General features: G+C 35.2%; 16 protein-coding genes and 1 tRNA gene. 10 read left to right on the top strand and 7 right to left on the bottom strand.

All coding sequences use genetic code 11. From position 1 onward, the window contains the following. Window positions 1–364: 364 nt before the first annotated feature. Window positions 365–1,945, bottom strand: coding sequence for a M81 family metallopeptidase (locus ACFSKV_RS14690; RefSeq protein WP_380804304.1), 1,581 nt, complete (start codon window positions 1,943–1,945; stop codon window positions 365–367). A gap of 496 nt (window positions 1,946–2,441) precedes the next feature. Between ACFSKV_RS14690 and ACFSKV_RS14685 the strand changes: the two genes are divergently transcribed. After that, window positions 2,442–2,526, top strand: a tRNA-Ser gene (locus ACFSKV_RS14685). Window positions 2,527–2,724: 198 nt separating this feature from the next. Here ACFSKV_RS14685 and ACFSKV_RS14680 read toward each other — a convergent pair. From ACFSKV_RS14680 to ACFSKV_RS14660, 5 genes are all read right to left on the bottom strand, one after another. Beyond that, window positions 2,725–3,051 (bottom strand): HipA domain-containing protein, encoded by a 327-nt coding sequence (locus ACFSKV_RS14680; protein ID WP_380804301.1) that lies wholly within the window; start codon window positions 3,049–3,051, stop codon window positions 2,725–2,727. 397 nt (window positions 3,052–3,448) lie between these two features. Next, window positions 3,449–4,291: an alpha/beta fold hydrolase gene (locus tag ACFSKV_RS14675; protein ID WP_380804298.1), complete on the bottom strand. Its 843-nt coding sequence runs from the start codon at window positions 4,289–4,291 to the stop codon at window positions 3,449–3,451. Between the two features lie 21 nt (window positions 4,292–4,312). Then, a complete protein-coding gene (locus ACFSKV_RS14670) occupies window positions 4,313–4,753 on the bottom strand; it encodes a hypothetical protein (protein WP_380804296.1) in 441 nt (146 codons plus the stop codon). A 2-nt stretch (window positions 4,754–4,755) separates the two neighbouring features. Further along, the gene (locus tag ACFSKV_RS14665; protein WP_380804293.1) at window positions 4,756–5,211 is read right to left on the bottom strand and encodes a helix-turn-helix domain-containing protein; all 456 of its coding nucleotides are present in this window, start codon (window positions 5,209–5,211) and stop codon (window positions 4,756–4,758) included. Between the two features lie 8 nt (window positions 5,212–5,219). After that, on the bottom strand, window positions 5,220–5,582 hold the full coding sequence (locus tag ACFSKV_RS14660) for a hypothetical protein (RefSeq protein WP_380804290.1): 363 nt from the start codon (window positions 5,580–5,582) through the stop codon (window positions 5,220–5,222). A gap of 662 nt (window positions 5,583–6,244) precedes the next feature. On the opposite strand from ACFSKV_RS14660, the gene ACFSKV_RS14655 reads away from it, so the two are divergent. After that, window positions 6,245–6,859, top strand: a complete 615-nt coding sequence (locus ACFSKV_RS14655; protein WP_380805114.1) for a Fic family protein — start codon at window positions 6,245–6,247, stop codon at window positions 6,857–6,859. Window positions 6,860–6,971: 112 nt separating this feature from the next. Here the strand turns inward: ACFSKV_RS14655 and ACFSKV_RS14650 are convergent, their stop codons facing one another. Then, on the bottom strand, window positions 6,972–7,502 hold the full coding sequence (locus ACFSKV_RS14650; protein WP_380804287.1) for a hypothetical protein: 531 nt from the start codon (window positions 7,500–7,502) through the stop codon (window positions 6,972–6,974). Window positions 7,503–8,415: 913 nt separating this feature from the next. Between ACFSKV_RS14650 and ACFSKV_RS14645 the strand changes: the two genes are divergently transcribed. The 8 genes from ACFSKV_RS14645 (at window position 8,416) to ACFSKV_RS14610 (ending at window position 20,597) form a co-directional block, all read left to right on the top strand. Next, on the top strand, window positions 8,416–9,222 hold the full coding sequence (locus tag ACFSKV_RS14645) for a DnaB-like helicase C-terminal domain-containing protein (RefSeq protein WP_380804284.1): 807 nt from the start codon (window positions 8,416–8,418) through the stop codon (window positions 9,220–9,222). Window positions 9,223–9,711: 489 nt separating this feature from the next. Beyond that, window positions 9,712–10,116, top strand: a complete 405-nt coding sequence (locus tag ACFSKV_RS14640) for a hypothetical protein (RefSeq protein WP_380804282.1) — start codon at window positions 9,712–9,714, stop codon at window positions 10,114–10,116. Next, a complete protein-coding gene (locus ACFSKV_RS14635) occupies window positions 10,109–11,062 on the top strand; it encodes a hypothetical protein (protein ID WP_380804279.1) in 954 nt (317 codons plus the stop codon). The genes ACFSKV_RS14640 and ACFSKV_RS14635 overlap by 8 nt, the downstream gene beginning before the upstream one ends. 27 nt (window positions 11,063–11,089) lie before the next feature. Further along, window positions 11,090–12,091 carry a hypothetical protein gene (locus tag ACFSKV_RS14630; RefSeq protein WP_380804276.1) on the top strand — a complete coding sequence of 334 codons (1,002 nt, stop codon included), beginning with the start codon at window positions 11,090–11,092 and terminating at the stop codon, window positions 12,089–12,091. A gap of 1 nt (window position 12,092) precedes the next feature. Then, window positions 12,093–15,587 (top strand): hypothetical protein, encoded by a 3,495-nt coding sequence (locus tag ACFSKV_RS14625; RefSeq protein WP_380804273.1) that lies wholly within the window; start codon window positions 12,093–12,095, stop codon window positions 15,585–15,587. Continuing rightward, window positions 15,584–17,125, top strand: a complete 1,542-nt coding sequence (locus ACFSKV_RS14620; RefSeq protein ID WP_380804271.1) for a hypothetical protein — start codon at window positions 15,584–15,586, stop codon at window positions 17,123–17,125. The genes ACFSKV_RS14625 and ACFSKV_RS14620 overlap by 4 nt, the downstream gene beginning before the upstream one ends. Then, the gene (locus ACFSKV_RS14615) at window positions 17,126–18,919 is read left to right on the top strand and encodes an AAA family ATPase (protein ID WP_380804269.1); all 1,794 of its coding nucleotides are present in this window, start codon (window positions 17,126–17,128) and stop codon (window positions 18,917–18,919) included. After that, window positions 18,909–20,597, top strand: a complete 1,689-nt coding sequence (locus ACFSKV_RS14610) for a vWA domain-containing protein (RefSeq protein ID WP_380804266.1) — start codon at window positions 18,909–18,911, stop codon at window positions 20,595–20,597. Before ACFSKV_RS14615 ends, ACFSKV_RS14610 begins: the two co-directional genes overlap by 11 nt. The last annotated feature ends 350 nt before the right edge of the window (window positions 20,598–20,947 follow it).

The raw sequence follows: 20,947 nt of genomic DNA, 5'->3' as shown, positions 1-20,947 counted from the left end.
ACTTGGAAAGTCGTCCTACTGTAATACGATTTTCCCAAATCGCATCCTTACTACCAAACTGGAAATGAATGGGATTCTATTTAGATGTGGATATTGAACGACTTGGAAAGTCGTCCTACTGTAATGGGATTTTCCTAAATCGCATCCTTTATTCCAAACTGGAAATGAATGGGATTCTATTTAGATATGAAAATTGAACGACTTGGAAAGTCGTCCTACTGTAATGCGATTTTCCTAAATCGCATCCTGCCTATCAAAATGAAAGGGAATTAAAAACCTGTGAAGTGGAATTAACTGATACTAATTTTTTGGAATTTGAGATTTGGAGTTTGGTAATTGATAATTGGTAATTGGAAATTGGAAATTAAAATGCCCTTTCAATCACCGGAACCCACTTCGCTGTCAAATCAGGATCAGCCATCTCTCTGTCAAATGGAAACATGGGTCTGTTGATCCTTTTGAATTCCAACCTCTCCAGGTCCTGATCCACTCCTCCCGGGGTCAGCGCCATGATCCAATCTGCCCGCATGTCATACAATTCAGGAACCAGATACCCAATTTTCACGACCACAATGTCTGTTTCCCTGGGATTCAAACCCAAATTGGTAAAATCTGCTTCATAGTGATAAGGTTTTCGCCTTTTGGTTACAATTACCGACACACTACCCACCTGAACCACCACCTCCGTTTGGGCATGTTGATCTCCCTCTTTGATGGCCATAACCCTTCCTTTCAACAATAAAGGAGGGGCATACCGGTTATCCACAGCAGCACCCACAGGAGCCTCCACCATTCCCCCTACCCCAACTTCCACTGCTTTTTCTATCAATTCAGGTCCGGGAATGGAGGCATAGATCAGAGATGGACCTTCTGATGTTTTAAATTCAGGCCGTTTTAGGATATCATGCAAGGTCCAGGTCACATCACCTGCCCCTCCTGCGGTAGGATTATCCCCCATATCGCTGATGATAAAAGGTTGTACTTTACTCGCTATTGCTTTATCCAAACTCTCTCTTAAACTGGCTGTCGGGGCAATAAAATCAAATTCTTTTCTCACCTCCCAGAAACTTTTGGCCAGGTATTCTGCCCCTTCTTTCACCTTGTCCTGATCATCACCGGTGACCATAACATAGGCCTGGTTTCTGGGTTCATCCGCCCAAGCATAGCCAATCCAGATGCCAGCATCCACTACTCCCTCCTGGTCTGCGACCGGCGCAACCTTGTCATATAGGCTCTTGGCGGGTTCAACCCGTGTACTGGTCTTTTCTCCCGGCAATAAAATCGGGACTGCCACCCAGGCTTTATAAGCAGGTTTGCCCGTACCGGATTCCAGTCTTTCCAAAAGGTTATCCACGGTACGCTTTTTGGATTCCATGGCATCTTCATGTGGGGCCATGCGGTAACAGGTGATCAGGTCGGTATTTTCCGCCAACCGCCAGGATACACTTCCATGCAGGTCCATGGAGGTGGAGATGAGGGTTTCTGGCCCTATCACTTCCCTGATCCTTGTAATCAGATCCCCTTCCGGGTCATCCAACCCAACCACACTCATTGCACCATGGATATCGAAAAACATACCGTCATAAGGTAAATTTTCCCGAAGTCTATCGAGTATTTCATTCACCAATGCTTCATAGGTTTCCCTGGTCACCGCGCCTCCTGGCAGGGAACGTGCATACAGGGCCGGAAACCAGTTGGCCCGCTTCCTGTTGGCGGAGTCTGGGGAAAAGAAGGGATAAAGGTTGAAAATTTCCTCCCCTCTGTTGACCCTAAAGGCATCCATTTCGCTCACCGCCGGTGAAAAGGTACTGGATTCAATAGCAATGCCTGCAATGGCGATACGCGGTAGAGAATCTGGGTTGTTTCCGGAATTTTCTTTTGGGTTACAGGCCCAAAAAAGGGAAAAGATCAATAAAAAAGAAAGGAAGCAGGTGGATTTCGTCATGTTTGTTTGTATTAATAAAGCCTTAAAATACAGGATTTCCCCTTATAAATTCTAATTTTCTGATGGGTAATAATAGCCTGAATAAAAAAATGTTGCGCATCGGGGTAGACATTCGGGTTACCGAATTCCCTTCCGAAGTGTATCCCTGCTTAGGCCTTCGGTATTCGCTTTTCAAAAAATAAAAACGTTTCCTATCGTCGGCGATTTGTTCCCAATCTCCGATCGAATTTACAGCGCCGACTCTGGAACTGGGGTGGTTTCATTCATTTTCCATTTCCAAACCAGACCTAAAATAAAATAATTCAGAAAATCAGGGAATTAGCATTTGATTATCTTTTTTGATTATTGGACATTTGTAAATTAAAAGATAAGACCTACATTTGCATTCCGAAAGAACAACGACTTTCTAGAGGAATGGCAAACTTGTCTGCCGAAATACAGGTCAAAAGGATTGAAATTTTCAGTTCGATTGTCTTGGGAATAACAAATAATACACAGAGGAGTGGCAGAGTGGTCGATCGCGGCGGTCTTGAAAACCGTTGTACCGAGAGGTACCGGGGGTTCGAATCCCTCCTCCTCTGCAAAAGAAAAGCCTGGCGCGTAGCGCTGGGCTTTTTGCATTTTAAGGAGCCGAGCTTGCTTGGGCGACTTGAAGTGCAAAAAGTCCAAGTCGAACGAAGTGAGCAGGCTTTTTTTTTTGCAACTCCCCCAAAATGGGATCGACGAAGTCAATCCCTCCTCTTATCAATTCAAAATACCTGAACAAAATTGACTTTAATCTAATTAATAAGATCCAGCATCGTATCCTGAATTTCATCCCTGAGTTGAGGATCAACCTGAACTTCCTCTGCAAATTCCTTCCAGCGATTGACTGTTTGGTTGATTTCTTCAATGATGTACGAGGCATCTTTGCAGCGGATGGAGGCACCGATGGTTTCCAAATCGGATTTAAGGATGTCTTTGCGCTTGCCATTGATGCTTAGCGCATGCTGGCTTATCCATTCGCTTCCAGGTCTGTAAGCATGGCAAAGGTCATAAGCAGGTGCCAAGGACCATTTTCCATCCTGCTTGAGTATAAAGGAAAAATTTTTGGTATTATAAATCATTCGTATAATTATATAATTCAATTAGTGAATGATAAATAATTCAAAATTATGATTTTACTTATTCTAAGTATTCGTAATCTTACACGTAGCCAAATATTTTATCCTAAAGGTGGTGAATGTTGACAAGTTAATTATTTAGTCACTTTTTTTCTTGATAAAAAAAGTAACCAAAAAAATCAAGACGGCGGAATCCTATCCGCGCACAAGGCCAAGGCCGGCCCGGTCCGCCGTCATCCTCCCCGCCCCAACCCGAAAACTTGAATAAAAATTTGAGATTCTTTTGAAATAAGCTCACGTGTAAAATTCCGAAGAGTCAGATTAATTATTGTTTTGGAATAAAAAATTCAATGTTACTTAATTTTTTCCGCATACTTTTTTTTAAAGGATTTTCTACCTGCTATGTTCTATATTTCGTCACATGCCCTACCACCGCTTTTTCCACTTCCAGGTAATTGGTCTGCATCAGCCAATGACCTCCTTCCAAAGCCAGCAAAGTATAGTCGCCTTTCATATACTTCAGGTTATTGTCAATAGCTGCCCTACCAATAGCCATGTCTTTTTCCCCCCAGATCAATAAGGTTGGGGTGGTAATTTCCCCAATGGGCCATTTGTTTCCTCCCCTGAAATTGGCCCGGTAATAATTCAGGGCGGCGGTTAAGGTTTGCTTTCTTCCAAAAACAGTAAGATAATTGGCGAGCTCTTCCGGGGAACTGTTTTTCCAGAGTTTTCTGAATTTTTCAAAATTATTCTTCCGGATGATGATTTCGGGAATAAAGGGCAGCAGAAACCAGCCTATGTACCGGCTTTTCTTTTTTTGTTCCGGATCTGTTTTTATAGCCTTGCCCAGTGCCCGGGAATGCGGCACCGATAGGGCTGTCCAACTGAGGATTCTTTCAGGATGCTGATATACCACATTCCAGCCTACACCTGCCCCCCAATCGTGTCCAATCAGGTGGAATTTATCCGCCTCTAGGACATCGGCCAGGTGCAGTATATCTTCAGTTAACTTTTTTACGGTGTAGTTTTTTACCCCCTTGGGGCAGGCATGGGCACTGTAGCCCCGCATATCCGGTGCCAGACAGTAGAATCCCAAAGCGGCCAGCTTATCCATCAGGCGGATCCACATAAAAGAAGTCTCCGGAAAGCCATGCAGCAGGATAATGGCCTGATTTTTTGGATCCCCTGCCACCCGGCAGTCAAATTCCAAATCCCTTACTTTAATCTGTCTGATTTGCTGCATGTTTTTGGTAGATTGAAAAAATTATTCAGATGTAATTTCAAAAACCATATCCTCCTTAATCATTTCTGAAATATTCAAAGTTGGGAGTACAAATTGCTCGAAACCGGATTTTTCAAGTTTGGCGTGAAGTATCCCCCTTGCTGTTCCAATAGTCAAAACGGTTAAATGTGTCAGAAAATCTTTTGGAAGAATGAAAGCATTTCTTTCCTTATTGGAAAGCTGAGAGAAATCTTGCTGTTCAATCTCAAATCCACAAGATATTTTTAGAATAATAAAAGGATTATCCAGACACTTGAACATTAACGAAAAGTTTACCACTACTATGTGTTCATTTGGATTAATTCCAAACCCATAACCTGTCTCGATTCCTACCTCTTCTTGTTCCTTGTAGCAACTTTTTATCGTTGCAAACTCTTCAGTAGAAATTGACTTAATTGAAAATTTTATTGACTTATTTGCCATGATTATGCTGCCTCCGAATAAATAGTTTTCTCAGGTGCTGCTTCACTTTTCTTTATCAGATTAGGTTCAATAATTACCTCTTTAATTTCACTTGAGGCGGCCGATATTTTGTTAATGACTTCCCTCATTTTGAAAGTAATTTGATCCTGCTTCATGAGATTTTGATAAAAAACCGCAACCTGCTTTTTAACTACCAATTCATCTTCTTTAAGAACTTCAAAGAGATTTTCTCCTAATACTGACTCTATTTTCGCAAGGCTCTTTAAGGTGAAATTATGAGTGCCCTGCATCCATTTGCTGATTTCGGATTCTTTTTTACCCATTAGGTTAGCTAGGTCTCTCTGAGTTTTTCCTTGTTTTTCCAAAAGCTCATGGATTTTATTCACCACATCAAATGAATGGTCAACAAAACGTTTTACTTCGTCACTGACTTGGATTGATTCAAAAATTTTACTCATATCGGGTTTTATTGATTGGTATAAAATGACAGATCACTTTGTATTTCTTTTCCTTGGAAAGAAATTTGGTCATTTTCATTTTTCATTTTTAAAATAAAAGCAACAAGATTCATCAATTCGAAAAGAGGTAAAGCATCTGGGCTGTTTTGAACAAGCTTTGATGACTTAACACCTCCATTACCTAGAATTACAATTTCATTTGATACACGTAAACAATATAGCCTTAAATTAGATTTTGGTGGTGGTATTGGCAATGCGTTGGCTTTTCTTTCAGGCCTGAAATATCTTTCAAGCGCTCCAAATTCTCTTCCAATTTTTTCAATCCAATATTTAATGGTTTGAACATCTTTTTGGCATTTCTCCTCGTCCATGAATCGTAAAAAGAATTTATCAGTTTCACAATTATCATCTCCAACTTCATGAATTGAATAGAACATTGTTTTTTCAAAACTGATATATTCCTTTATTACAAAGGAACGCTTCACTTTTAAGTTAAGTTTACAAATGTATGTTAAAAATATTAATCAAAGCAAATTATTCAGTCATTTATGATGAATGGCAATTTCCTCTAGATTCCGCCACCATTCCCGCTGGGTGAATTTCATTTACATCTTTCCATCCAAACAATCAAGATAGCAATCGGAAATAAGGCAGACAATTTACCGATTTAGTAGATTATTAAAGTTACTGAAAAATTAAATTGGATTGGGAAATAATATTAAAATAAGCTGGGAAACAAAGTATTGAATCATTGTCTCGAAAATATCTTAATATCAATTGAATATCCAAAAATATCTGTTGACATGATTTGAAGGTTGTTACATGCAGATTACAATAACCAGAATTTCAGCTTCATCAAAACCAAACTTATCCCACCTACTCATCCTTCTTTCCCCTGCTTGGTGTAATTTGTAATTTCACCAAGCTATCCAAACTTTCCATAAAATTCGGAAGAACTTGGAACTAATCCCAACATAAAAAAACGAGGGTAATTTTTACCCTTGTTATATGAACGAGGGTAAAAATTCAATAAATTTACCCTCGTTACTTTTACGAGTGTAAGTTCATCAATGAAAATGAATCCTTTGATCCCTTGATCAAAATGGCGCTGTTACATTATCAATTTGAGGCGATTCACCCATTCGCCGATGGAAATGGCCGTACGGGTAGAATTCTGCTATTGTTATTTCTCAAGCAAACAGGACTGCTCGATATACCTGCGATATACCTCAGTGAATACATCATTCAGCATAAAAACGATTACTATCGCTGCCTGAGGGAAGTAACAGAAAATCAGAATTGGGAGGATTTTATCCTCTACATGCTGGAAATGGTCGAAAGCACGGCCAAACACGGGTTGAAAAGACTGGAACAGGTAACCCAACTGATGGAATCAACTGCTGAAAGTATCCGCAATACATTGCCAAAGGTTTATTCCAAGGAATTGATAGAGGTTATTTTCAGACTTCCCTACACCAAAAGGCAATCATTGATGGATGTAGGCCTGGGAACTCCAAAAACCGTAGGAAACTACCTGAGTGCTTTGGAAGATAAAGGTTTCCTGAATTCCAAAATGGTAGGAAAGGAAAAACTCTACCTCAATACTGCTTTAATGAAAATTCTTGAACATAGCTCTCTTTACCAATGAGACCAATCAGCCTAAGATAAATAAGCTAGGTTCCATTTTTATAACTAACTCTAAATGTGTCACTAGTGCCACAATTAATCCCCCGCTGGGTGTAATTGGCAATTACACCCCCCTAATCATCCTTTTTCTTAATTACAGCAGTCGGAGTGATGGCGGGAATGCCGTTTTTGTTTTGGTACACATCATAGCCCCCGTAGTTATTGGGTTTGAGGGTTTGGCTGGGTACAAATCCGGGAAAACCGTTTTTGTTTTCATAAATATCCAATCCCCCGTATGGATTTTCCTTGATGGTCTGGGAAGGTGTTATGGAAGGCAGTCCATATTGGGCATCATACACGTCGTATCCTCCATAATAACTGGGTTTGATTACCTGGGAAGGGAAAACTTCCGGGATCCCGTATTGATTTGAATACACTTCTTTGGTACCATCGGATTGCACTTTGATGGTTTGGGAAGGCAGAATTTCCGGAAGTCCGTTGTTGTTTTGGTACACATTCAGGGTATTGGGGGCAGTGCCGGGTTTGACGGTCGTGCTTGGAAAAATAGATGGGATGCCGTTTTGGGTAGGATATTTCTGGTAGGTCTGGGCTGCAAGGCTCAGGCAGAAGAGGAAGGAAATGAGGGTAAGGATTTGGGTTTTCATGGCTTTAGGGTTTAGGGTTTTTTAGACATAATTTGATTAGGTCATCAAACAGGATTGCATGTGTGGAAAATGAAATTGTACAATGTACCAAGTACAAAGTACCAAGTAAACCGAATCATGGAATTTGGAATGCGGCCTTTGGGCAACTTGACTTCCATAACACCTATTCAACTATAAACCAGAAAGATCAAATCATAATAATCAGTCAGAGATCATTCAGGTACCGGAAAGCAGAACATATTGATTTTAACGGGAAAATGGGGAAAAGTTTGCCCAGTGAAGCACTTGTGACATAAGCTGTCCGAGAAAAATCATTCGTCTGCAAATCGCTTCGTATAAACATGTAAATTGGAGAAATATCCAATTGTAGTAAATGAAAATGTACTATAATCTTTATGGTATATTTTTATGGAAGAACAATATCTATCAATATCCAATATCCATCAATATCCACCTGATACAGTTTCGGATATGTTATTATGTTCTATTAAATGTTTGGTCAAATTCAAAAGGATAGGAATATGGGATTATTAAGTTTGATAGCTGCTCTCGCAATGATCCTATTGGGGATTTGGCTGATATGGTGGTCTTTGTTTTCGAAGAAGGATAATGAATAACCGATTAGAGGTGAGAATCAACTTAAAGAGATCGGGTAAACTGCTACCCAAATTTTAATTAAACCGCAAGGAACGCAAAGGGCCGCAAAAATATTACTTTCCATGAGGAGAACTGTACAGAAAAGAAAATGCTTTCTTGGTGAATTTGGACCCTATCGAAACAAGGCAGAATGAAAGGACGCAAAGGGGCTTCGCTGGGTAAATCCGACAATTTGAGGCTAAAAAAAGGGAAACTTACACGGATAGAACTTTGGATAAAAAGTAAAAAATATGAATTAAAAACCCAATCTTGAAAAATGAACTTTGAAGAATTATACGCACAGCTTTTTGACAATCAGGTAAAAGGAGAAACCTTATCCACAGGTTGGAAGAAATTTGATCAATTTCTAGGGGGCGGATTCGGTGCTGAATTGGTAGCTTTTTCCGGTAGACCACTCCATGGGAAAAGCACTTTTTTACTCAACCTGATGCTTAATTATTCCTATTTTCAGAAATATAAGGGAATGTTGATTGCTCCTATGAGCAATATGCCTTCCTTGGTCAAATACCTGGCTTCCATCATTCGGAACGAAGAGGATCCAAAAGAAACTTGGTCAGAGGTCCAATTACTGGATTGCCTTTCCGATATCAAATCCTTGTTTCTCAACCGGGTCAAGGTGGAGTTTCAATACCAGAACATGGATGAGGTTTTGACACAGGCCAAATTGTGGAAAGCCTCCTATCTGATCTTGGATGATTTTTACCAAATAATGGGCAATTTTTTCAGCGCTGCTCATTACTATGAAAACCTTTGCAAGTTGAAAGAATTCAGTCAGGAAGCAGGAATTCCTGTATTTATCAGTGTCATGGCCCAGTCAAGCGTAGAACGCAGAGGGGGACCTCAGGAACCCAGGTTGATGGATATCTACCGTTCCGATCTTTTGGCCCAACAGGCGCATAAAATATTGATGCTGTACCATCCTATGGTAATCGGCATCACGGAAGATGATATAGGCATGAGTACCCAGGGCAGACTGGAAGTCACTATGGTCAAAAATTCCTTGGGTAAGTCAGGTACCTTGATTTTTGATATGAAGGAGTCGGGAAGGGTTTTGGAAAGATGAAGGCGTGAAAATGAAGAATTAAGAGTGATGAATTGGGAATTAAAAAAGAACCGGATAGAATTAACTGAATTTTATAAAGGATGAGCTATCATGTCAGTCTACATACATTTTGCATATTTGGATCTGGATAAAAAAACTACTGAAAACAAATATTTAATAGGACTCGAACAGATTAGGAAGGATTATTATTTCAATTTTGGTAACATGAAATGGTATTAGGGCTATTTGTGGGGTTATTTTGAGTTTATCAAAAAAATTTAGTTTTATATTAGTAAATAATATTGAAAGCATTTGAATTTGGTTTTTCTTTAAAAAATTTCAAGTTCATAAAACAATAAAAAACCAGTGTTCTTTTTAAAAAAATTTAAACCTTTTAGAATTGAGATCAAATACAATTTAATTGAAAAAGCAGGATTAATTTTCGAATATTATTAATAAAAATTAATTATAATTCACGTAACTATTTCAATATTAGTATTTTATCAATAAATGAAAGATTGGAAGCAAATACTTTATGATATTTATGCGCCAGAAATTGGGTCTATTTGGGCGGCCCCAAATGGTATTTGGACTAATTCATTTGCTTCAAACAAATCGGAAACCGATTATCATCCTTCTGTAGTAGGAAAAGTAAGTTCTTGCAGGACAAGCTGCCAAATTGTTCCTGGCACCTCGAAAGATTACAGGAAAGGAAGCTGCGTTTTTAAGGTGAAGTTAAATACTACTGACCCAGCTTGTCCACTTTCATATTTTCTAATTGATCTTTGGATGACATTCAGTAAAAGTGATTTATTGACATTGAAACAAGGGTGGAATGGAATCGAAAATTTAAGCGAGGTACAGATAAAAGCATTCAAACAACAAATTAAATTCTGCAAAGGCATAGATGTTTAAAACTGAATACATATACGAATTATTAACAGGGCTACTTTCAAATGAAGGTTACAAGCACTTTATAAGTGTGGTGTCAAATTTTGTGTGTAAGTATAATTGGCCTAAATCAATTATTGTAAGCAGTGAAACAAATGCAACTAAATTTTGGTCAGCAGACGAAATAAAGGAGTTAACACATCAGTTTTTTGAATGGTCATTAGCTAAAGGAAAATTTGATAACCTAAACAAGATACCTGAGAGTTATTTGTCGTATTACTTTTCTCAAATTCTCATTTCTTTTGTTGCTAACCGTATAAAGGAAGAACAGCAAAAAGAAGGCTTGAGCTTTGAGAAATGCAGAGAATTGGTTATTTCAATATGTAAGGAAAACTATATTAACAACACGATTGAAGGGCAAGATTACGTTTTTATTAATTCTTTCTCAAAAGACGACCTCAAACCATTGGAAGATATTGAAAGTGCACTTACTTATTTGTCGAAGATTCCCATAAAAGAATCCACTAAACATTTCAAACCACTAGTGAAGATAGCCATCGAAGATGTTTTCAATTCTATTGAGACCCCAATCTCACTAAACAAATTAACTATAGCTGTTTTCAGTTTATTCGACCAAAAAAGCTTCAATATTTTAGAAACAAAGGAAGAATCGATTTCCATAGAAGAAATCGCAAGGTTAAGTGTAAAGTATGACAAGATTATTCAAAAGCTTTTATATGGTTTGACAAAAGTTGATGCAAAGTTAATTTTCCACTTTCTTTTCCAGAATGAAAAGGAACAATCTTTGGCTGAACTTGCTGACTTATATAATATCCCTAAAAGCACATTCCATCATAAAGTAGATACTTTCAAAAAGAAAATAGCTTCTAGCTACACTCCTGAAAATGAGCAGGATGGTATTCTATTCATACAAAATATTTCAAAAGCTTTGGACGAACACTCAAAGTAAGGGTATAGTATCATTAAACAGCAAAGAATGAAACCCATTATTCAATTTCTAAAAAGTCAAGTAGACACCTTTTCAGAAGATTCTGAAAAAGTTGTCACAACAGAAAAGGATATTGAAAACTTGACAAAACTGTTTATAAAACGCTCCAAAACTGTAAACCAAACAAGGCATCTCAAAATACAACCTCGAATTCAAAGAAATCAAATCTGGACAGTTAAAAATGAATATGATGACTTTCAAGGTATTTCACAAAAAACATCGCACCCATTTATCGTATTAATAAATAGTGATCCTGATGATGTTGAAGGTGAACTTTCTGTCAGAGTTTTAATAATCAGCCCATTCATTGAAATGGCTACACAAAGCGATGAAGTATGTAACGACCCTTCAATAATAGGATTTCCATTTTTGGTTGAAACTTGGAATGACCAGCCAATTCTTGCAGAATTACTAGATGAATATGTTGGCTATTATGAACTGAAGTCAAAATCTTTTGCAAAGTCAGAAGCTTTTGAATTAGTAAATGAACCTATTTCTGATTATTTAAAAGCAGCTTCTGAAACTTTATCTGAAGCTCAACAAGAGTTTAGAGATATTGAAATTTCAAGAGCTAAATACATCAACCATTCTGTCCTTTCATTGCTAAGTTTCTTGGAGAATAGACAAAGCCAGGATGCAGGGGTTGTAATTTCAATATTCGGCAAGACAGAATATCCTAAATTCTATATTGATCAAACTCAAAAAGAACCAACAATTGCACTTGCAGCAAAATCTGGCATTGACAGTGAAGACAAGTATCTTCTTTTAGATAATGAAAGTCTTCCGTTTAAAATTTTTATCAGAAAGAACGAAGATGGATTTGTCCTATCCGTGTACACACCAGATAGGATAAAATTAGTTACAAATCATAATGAGGAAATTACCGGAATATCAAACAACGAGAAGACAGTATTTGCGAAACTTCAAGCAGGAAAATACACTCTGATTTCTGAGCAAGTTAAAGAATCCATTAAAATTAGATTGAAATAATATGTCAGCATATATCCCATTAATTAAGACGACAAGGTGGATTGATTTAAGTCCAGACCACAAAAATTTACGAAAAGAACTTGAGCAGGACACTCTAAAAGCGAGTGTGAATAAAGAACAAATTCAACCAATTATGCTCCAAGGGGCTTTTGGGATAGGTAAAACTAATTCACTCTATTACATATTTCACTATGGATGGTGCAAACTAAAAACTCCAACATTCCTTATTTCGCTTGACGAAATAACCAAAGCAGTAAAAGAATTTGCTTTAAAGCAGCCAACAGGCAAAATACAAAATGACCAATTGGGGCCATTCATAAACAAGCTTCTTTTAAACCAAATAGAAGCACTAAAAGGCGAAGATTGGTCAAGTTTAGAGAGAATATTCTTTCCTGAGTTTAATGCTGGTGACCTAAATAAATATCTTAAGGACTTTAAGCAAGTTGAAGTAATTGAAGATTCAAAAGCTCATTTGATCTTTGACAATACCTTCTCAAAATCAGTTATTTTAGAAGCAGTTAATACGAGTCACAGACCAATTCTGTTAATCGATGAATTCGAATCTAAATTCTATGAATTAAAGAAATACATTGAAACATCGGGAGGCGGAGTATTAAGAGAACTTTTTGACCAAATTGTACAAGACACAAACCTATTCTATTTGATTATTGGGAATGGTCCAGCTTCTGGCTATGAGATAGCTAAGGAAAGAGGAGACAATAATTCAGATAGTGAGACAGCTGCAAACAGAAGGTTAAAAACAAAACCGATCCCATTTCCAACTTCAAATTTATTACAAAGGTCTTTCTTAAAGAATGACCCTAAAGGCTATATTAATTTTATTTGGTGGCTTTCAAGATGCAGGCCCGGGCATATAATGAAACTGCGTGATTCATTAGGACAATTTGAAGATTTAGCTACTCTTAGTTTTAGTGAATTAATCACTAAAACAATTTTTAATGAACCTATTGACGATGGTGGAGAAGCGGTGACATATCTGAAAACAGATTTTTTTAACCAATTTCCTGGAAGAACAAAGTCTAAATATTTGGCAAAAGAATTAATAAGTTTTGCACCTAATAGTTTTGAATTAGATGAAACTGATAAAACCGACCTTCGGGAATGTGTAAACCTTTTCTATTGCAATAGTAAATTATTAAATGCCGACCAAGATATCCTTCCTGAACTTCAAAAGGACATTTACAATGATAAGCTTCTTAAATATCAAGAAGAAGGAAATTATACTCATGTTGATTACGCGAAACACATTGAACCTTTCTTTAGTTTTATACTATCTGGAATTGCTGACGAGAATGGACAAATCGGTTTTGGAATGATTAATGACAATAAACCAGATGAAGTTCTTTCAAATACATTCCTACTTCCACTATTAGAACTTACTTATGACTTCATAAGTCTTTACCAAGATGATTCTATAAAGGAAACAAGGGAAACATTAGACTTTATTCTTAAAATTTTTGACCAAATCACAAAATCAATAGATGAAGGAAATATAGATGTATTGATGAGTAATACCTTTGATATTTTTGACAAATGTAAATTAACAAGAAACAATAAAGTATTTCTACAGTTATCATTATACGCTATTAGAGAATCAATTGAACAGCCGATTGGCTCTCCAAAACTCAAGTATAAAAATGAACAAGCATCAGCCCTACTTGCAGATGTAAATCTAAAAGAAGCATTGCCATTAATCTTCCATAAAGAAGAAAATTTTTATAATTACTTCATTCCTGCCCTCTCAAATGAAATCTTAGACAAATATTTAGAAGATCTTCAAAAACATCTTTATGCGAACTTTTATGACAAGTTTCATAAAGACGGTGATATTGTAATACGAGTTATATATTTCGACAAGAATGAAAAGATTGATGATTTTAGAACAAATCTATTATACAAAGATGGCGATTCTAATCATCCAAAGGCAATTTATTCCCTAAACAAAATTGATGTAGTTGATTTAGAGTCATACCAGTTAAACTTTGGTGGTCAAATCAGGGATTACATTGATTCTGTCTCTCAAATAGGAATAATTGGTGTATCAAGCAGAGAGCCTGCCATTTTAACTCTTGTTAAGGATGAATCGATTTTAAATCTTAAGGATATTATCAAAGTCATTGGTGACAGACCTTGGACTGAGAAGAAAGAGACTATTAGAACAATTGAGCACTATAGAAAATTACTGTTCGATGGAGATAATTCAACATTCAAGTCAATTCATAAAATTGCGAATGCTGAATACAAAACCAAACTAGAAGAAAACATCTGCAAACAAGATGATTTTAGAAGCAATGTTTGGGAATATTCATTTCTTGAAAAATTGATAAAGGACGAGTCAGAGTCTTATGACTCGTTTACTATTGATGTGGCCTTATTATACTTATTTGAAAACAAAAGCATAGATGATAACATTAGACAACTACTTGAACTCTGCAAAAACGATTTCAAGTTTGATGCTGATAAGGAAAATGTAGCAAAAGCAGTCAACTTTAAAAATCTACTTTCAATACTTACAAAGAACAAAAAGGAATTAGAATCACACTCGATAAATTTTGATTTAAGCTCTTCTTTTATAAGTAAATTAACCAAGCTTACTGATTCTCTTATTTATGAAGACGAAATCAACAATATTGATGAATACTTTTCATTTTTAAGCTCTAAACAAGAAAACGGCTTTATAAAGTCATACCACAATGTACTTGGTGGGTATCTATTACCAGAATTAACTGACACCCTTTATAGCCTGAATTATTTAAAAACCCTTTCAATTGAAGATGTTATCAATAGAATAACAAAAGAACTCTATGAATTAGAATCCAACTTTAGTGAGGTCAGAGTAAAAATAGTTACAAAATTAGATGAATTAAAAACAATTCTTGATGAAAGCCAGAATTTATCAGCATATCCTGAGAATCTCAATAAGGCATTAAAAGGCATTACTCTAATAAAAAAAGTACTCACAAATGAACCCACTTATTCAACATCCTTAATAATATTTTCAGTAATTCAACATTTGTCAAAAGTGGCAAAGGATGCTAAATTATTTAATGAACAACTTGATGAAATTTTTGATGATGTTTCTACACAAAAGGAAAAGATTGATTTAATACAGGAGGAGATTGATAAATTATATGAAGATAGTTTGACTAAGAAGCTAATAGGTTTTGAATTCCCTATACCAAGAAACAATGGTTACTTATGGAAAAAAAGGTATTTGAAGGATAAATTGAAAGAGTCTGAAGAATATGAAAAACTATTTGGCGATACCAAAAATTGCTATAATCCATTTACTAGACCGACCATTTATCCAGACAAAATAGAGAAGTTTTACAAAGCACTAGTTACAATCACTAATAATCTGAATGGAGAATTCAATGAAATGGTTTCTAAAATGAGGGCAATCAAAAACTCAGCTGAAAGCATAACACAGATTCAAAACTTCATTAATCAACTTTTAACACCAATAGAAGAATGATAGATATTTCAGCATATTATGAAAAACTTGAAATTGCTTTACAACAAAAAAGTAATCCAAGTTATAAAACAAAGATTCAAGATGAGCTATCAAAATCAGAGTGGCAGGAACGACTATTTGGAATTGAGCGAACCTTGAGTAACATAAAGGATGAAAAAGATTTCATAGAATATCAAAAATCACTAACCAAACTGTTTAATGATCTTTATGAAGTAATTACAGCACCTGGAGTAGATTATTTTATAAGTTGGGTAGATGAAATTACTGCTGATAAAAATAACGCAAACTCAAAAAAGCTAAGAAAGTACTTAGTTGATCACTATGCTGATTCAAACATTAGTAATTCAATTGAATCCATCAATTCAAATAAGGCTATTCTAGAAATTGAAAATTCAATTTTTTATCCTCTTTTAAAAGACATAACCAAAGAGCTAAAAAAACAAACAGACAATCTTCTAAAAGATCCAAGTCAATTTGAGAATAATATTGATGATTACTTTGAAACGCTTACTACCACTTTAGATGGCTTAGAGTCTATACAAGAACTACAATATTCTAAAAATGATCAGCTTTACACCGATAATCAAAAGGCTAGCCATATAGATTTCTACAACGATTATTTAAAATCAATCATAGACAGGGGGCAAAGTTTAAAGCCCCAAAATGAGACTGAGAAAACTCAATCAATCATTATAAAGGTAGAAAATAGAGTTAAGGAAATTAAGAAAGGTATTTCTTTATTACACGATTCAAAAGTAGCGTTATCTCAAGACGAAACCTTAAAGAGTATCTTCCTAAAGCTCGACAAAGAAGTAAACTATGAAAAGGGAGTTTTAAATGCTTTAAATCAATTTATTGATGAGACTTGGGCTGAAGTAGAAGATCATTACAACAAAATAAAGAACTTTTTCAACCAATCAATCTCAATAAATTTTAATCCGAATTGGAATAGTTTCTCCAAAAAAGGTGGAGTAATCTCAATAATTGATGAATATACCAAAATCATAGGTGAAAATGTTTTGACTACCAATTCCAACAAGTCAAGTGATGTTACCAAAAAAATATTAAAAGCTAAAGCGAAATCTATTGAAAAATACCTTGAACAGCAAACGAATTTAAAAGATGAAATTGAGGTAGAATTCAATGAAAGAGTAAAGGAATTCGAAGCTAAGAGTAAGATACAATTACTTCAAAGTCTATCATCAAACAACCAGGAATTATTAAAAATAAAGCAAGGTATAGAGTCAAACATTGAAGGTCTTAAAGGAGGTATTTTAAAACTTAACGAGAATAATAATATCATTCTTTTTCTAAGAGATTATTTCACATCCACTTTTAATTGTTTTAATGAAATTCGCTCAGAATTTGAAGTGTTTTTACAAAAATCTGGAATGGAAAAGCACTTAGAATGGGTAGAAAAGAAATGTAACAATTCAAGTGAGGGAGTTATTACAACTGATGATTTGAACGATGTAATATTAATTAAGAAGTTATTAGAGCAAGACCTTATTAAGATCGAAATTAAAAAGAAATACTAGATGCCAACAAACAACATAGAGCTGATTAAGGCCTTAGATAAGATAAGACTGGGAAATCTATATGTCCATAATGATGAATTACCGGATATAAATTTTTCTTCTGAAAGTTTAAAAACAAGAAAAGTTTATTTAGTAGAAACTTTGGCTTCCATAAATGCTTTAGTCGATAGAGGTACTATGCTTTTATATGGAGGCCACGGAGGAGGAAAAACAACATTAGCAAAATATCTGGGTCAAGTCTTTCATCAGTTATCTAAGGACTCAATTGAAAATTGCATACTAAGAGGTCATCCTCAATTGACAGAAGAAAAGATTCTCGGTAGCTTAGATATTGCCCAATTAACTGGAGCTAAGGAATTGTCTGAAAATGCAAGTGGCGAAAAGAAAGTGGATGTTATATGGAATGATTTTGTCGATTCACAATGGAAGATAATTGATGAAATCAATCGTCTGTCTCCTTATGCCCAAAATATTTTACTTTCACTTTTAGCAGAAAGCTCTGTTAAGTATCATAATGAGCCTAAGAGATTAGGAAATTTTACTTTGTTTGCTACAATGAACCCAAAAGATGATACTAATTCAAATTGGGATATGTCATTGCCTTTCAAAGATAGGTTTGCTGTAGCTCTTCCCATTACAATGCCTGATTATGAAAGCCTAAGTACGATTGGAAGAGAAAAAGACAAGTCTAATAAACTTGATAATCTTGCATCATACCTTGATAATTTTGATTTACGTAAGGCACAAGAAGAAGTTCGAGAGTTAAAGTATTCGGAAGAAGCAGAACTACTAATTAATATCATTATCTCGTCATATAGAATTTGTGATAGAATTTCAAAAGAGTCAAATGATAAAATAACAGTTGAAAATGGACTTTGCACTAAGCCTTCTGAGTGCCACTATTATCAAGTAAATAAAGTGTGTAACAAAATAATCAACCCTTTAAGTGTAAGGGTAAAGGAAGATCTTTACCGTTATGGGAAAGCATTAGCTTGGTTCTTAGGCGACAGCGAGGTAGAATTAAAACACATAAAAGCTTTAGCACCTTTTATGATTTGGCATCGTTCGTCTTTAAGTAAAATTTTTAAAAAGGAGATTAGCGAAAGTCGTTTTGATGCAGGTGTATTCTCATTAAATATTGAACTTGAATCAACTAGGGAAATAATTGAAATGATTTGTTCTGAATTCGAAGGGTTATTTCCGCTTCTTCAAACCTTCGAAAAAGTAAAAATGGGCAAATTAACAACCGCAGAATTCAAGGAATTTACCCAAAGGATAAAAGATGATAGAAATAATTTTTTGGTTACAAAAAAAGAAATAATTCCAATCTTGGAACAATCTTATTTGCCAGTCTACAACGAAATCACCACATTTAATAACAGAATTGAGCGCACTAATGATATCCAAGAATTAAATAAAATCAAATATGAACTTACAGATAGATATGATATTCCTAACCGTCAATTTTTGGCTGATATCATAGAAAAAAAGAGAAGAAAAATCGGTTCTCAATCGTTACCTCCACACGTATTTAAACTTTCTTTTAAAGACCTTAATCTAATAGTAGCAAAGGAGTGCTTTGAACTTGAACAAATTATTAAATCGAAATTTAATAGCAATTTTAATCCTACATATAATAAAACAGAAGTGTTATCGGACTTGGGTGAAGGAGAGTTTAATCTTTCTATGGAGAGGTTAAATGAAGGATCAGGTGAAAGTAGTTTAAGGTTTGTTTTTCAAGGCAAAGAAGATCATCCGATATTTATTTTTCTAAAAAAACACAATGTCGGATAATTATGAAATATATCGAGGAAAAGCCATTGAGGCTTGTAAACAAGTTTTCTTAAACGAATACAATCGATCTCTTGGCATTCCCCTGCCAAAGATTGAATTTATTCTTCCAGATTCTAGCAATTACAAATCAGGTGAATACTCTATACGTATTGGCGAAACCTGGCAAATTCATTTAAACTTTGGTCTGTTACCAAAGAGCTATAAAGATTTTCAAGAAGAAGTGCGAGTTCTCACAAGACACGAGGTAGAACACTTTATGTGCTGCCCTTTTGATGTGTTAACTCATTTTCGAATGTTGAAAGCAATTATTGACACCTATAATCAAAATTACTCACGCCACTTAATTGATATTATTCCCTTATCAAGAAGTCTTGCTAACCAGGCAGCAGACATAATCATTGATACAAAGAACTTTTATCGTCATAAATCTGCAACACTTAAAAGCGAGATAGCCTGGATTAAAAAAGGAGGCTATGAATCGTTTAAAGACTTGCCGAGGCATTCTAAGTTAATGTTTCTTACCAAGGAGGCTATTTGGAAAGAAAGTTTAGAGCTTTTTGAAGATGATGATGAACTAATAAACGAAGTAAATTCTCTAGCAGAAAAATTTGAAGAAGAGGGAATTGATAATAAAGGTTTATTCATTTCAAAGACCATTGATTACACCCATTCGTTTTTTAAGTTATTTGAACAGGATAAAAAGGAAGAAAAACAGCAAGCGGAATCATCCACTGATTCAGGTAAATCAAATGAACAGCAAAATGAACAACCTAAAATAACTCCAACTAAAGATTCTCAAGAAAATGGGAGTCAATTTGTTTTCCAGTCACCAGACAAAATTAAAGAAGCACTTATTCAATTTGCACATGAAGCATCATTAGAACAATTTGGTCAAATATTGTCTGCAGCAGGCCTTTCATCCTTAACAGAGAAAGAAAAACAGAAAATTTGGTTTGATGCTCAAAACACTGATATAATTCCAATTATTGAACAATCTCCTAAAGGCTCAAATGACAATTACTACTATCCTACATCTTGGAAATTGGGAGACCCTTTAGAAGAAATGGATATAATGCTTTCTTTCTCAACTTCTCCTGTGATTATTCCCGGTGTAACAACAAAAAAATGGGTGCAAAATCCTGTATATAGTGCAGGATCTGAAAAAAAAGATACAGACCTTTTATTAATAATAGATACCTCTGGTAGTATGGGAGCAATTACAGATCCCAAATCGAATCTACACCAAGCAGTATTATCCGCTTATGGTATTATAAAATATTTTGAAAGTAGAAAGAATCAAATTGCACTAATCGGATTTTCTGATAGAATTTCTGTAAATATTGGCTGGACAAAAGACTATGACTATGTAAGAGAAGAGTTGCTTTTAAATGGCAGTGGAGGGACAAGCTTCCCAATTATAAGAATTCAAGAAATCATTGACAGTTCAAAAAATCCGTTAGTGACAGTAATTATTACTGATGGTGAATTACAAAACGCATCGCAGACAGTTAATTACTTCAAAGAATATTTAACTAATGGTAATAAACTTTTCATCTTTTTGCAAGACAGAAAATCGACAATTGAACACTATAAAACGCTTATTAATTATGGAGCCAAGGTTTTAAAAACATTAACCGCAAATGAAATGAGAGACGCGGTTATAAATGATTTCTTATAGAACTTAAATGGGTTAATCTTTAAATTTTGAATTTGCTAAATAGTTGATTTGTATGCTCACTCTGCACCAGGATAATTTAAAGTAAAAATAATTCATAGATTCAAATCTTAAGAAAAAAACGATAAAATTTACTGAATTTGAAATTTGAGAAAATAGAATAATACTAAAAAAATGGTCAAAAACAATTATATTCAAACTTAAAATTTCTTAGATTTTGAATTTAAATTTCCAGAATTAATGGAAATTTATGTGAAAGTCGTCCAAATATTAAGTCTTTTGGAAGATTTCTGCTAAACTATAAAGTGATTGTGACAGGGTCTTCTAAGGTATCAGCTATACCAAATTCCCTT

The sequence above is a fragment of the Shivajiella indica genome (assembly GCF_042683085.1).
In the GTDB taxonomy this organism is placed as follows: Bacteria; Bacteroidota; Bacteroidia; order Cytophagales; family Cyclobacteriaceae; genus Shivajiella; species Shivajiella indica.
The sequence above is the reverse complement of the archived record's forward strand: the minus strand, read 5'-3'. Positions and strand labels throughout refer to the sequence as shown.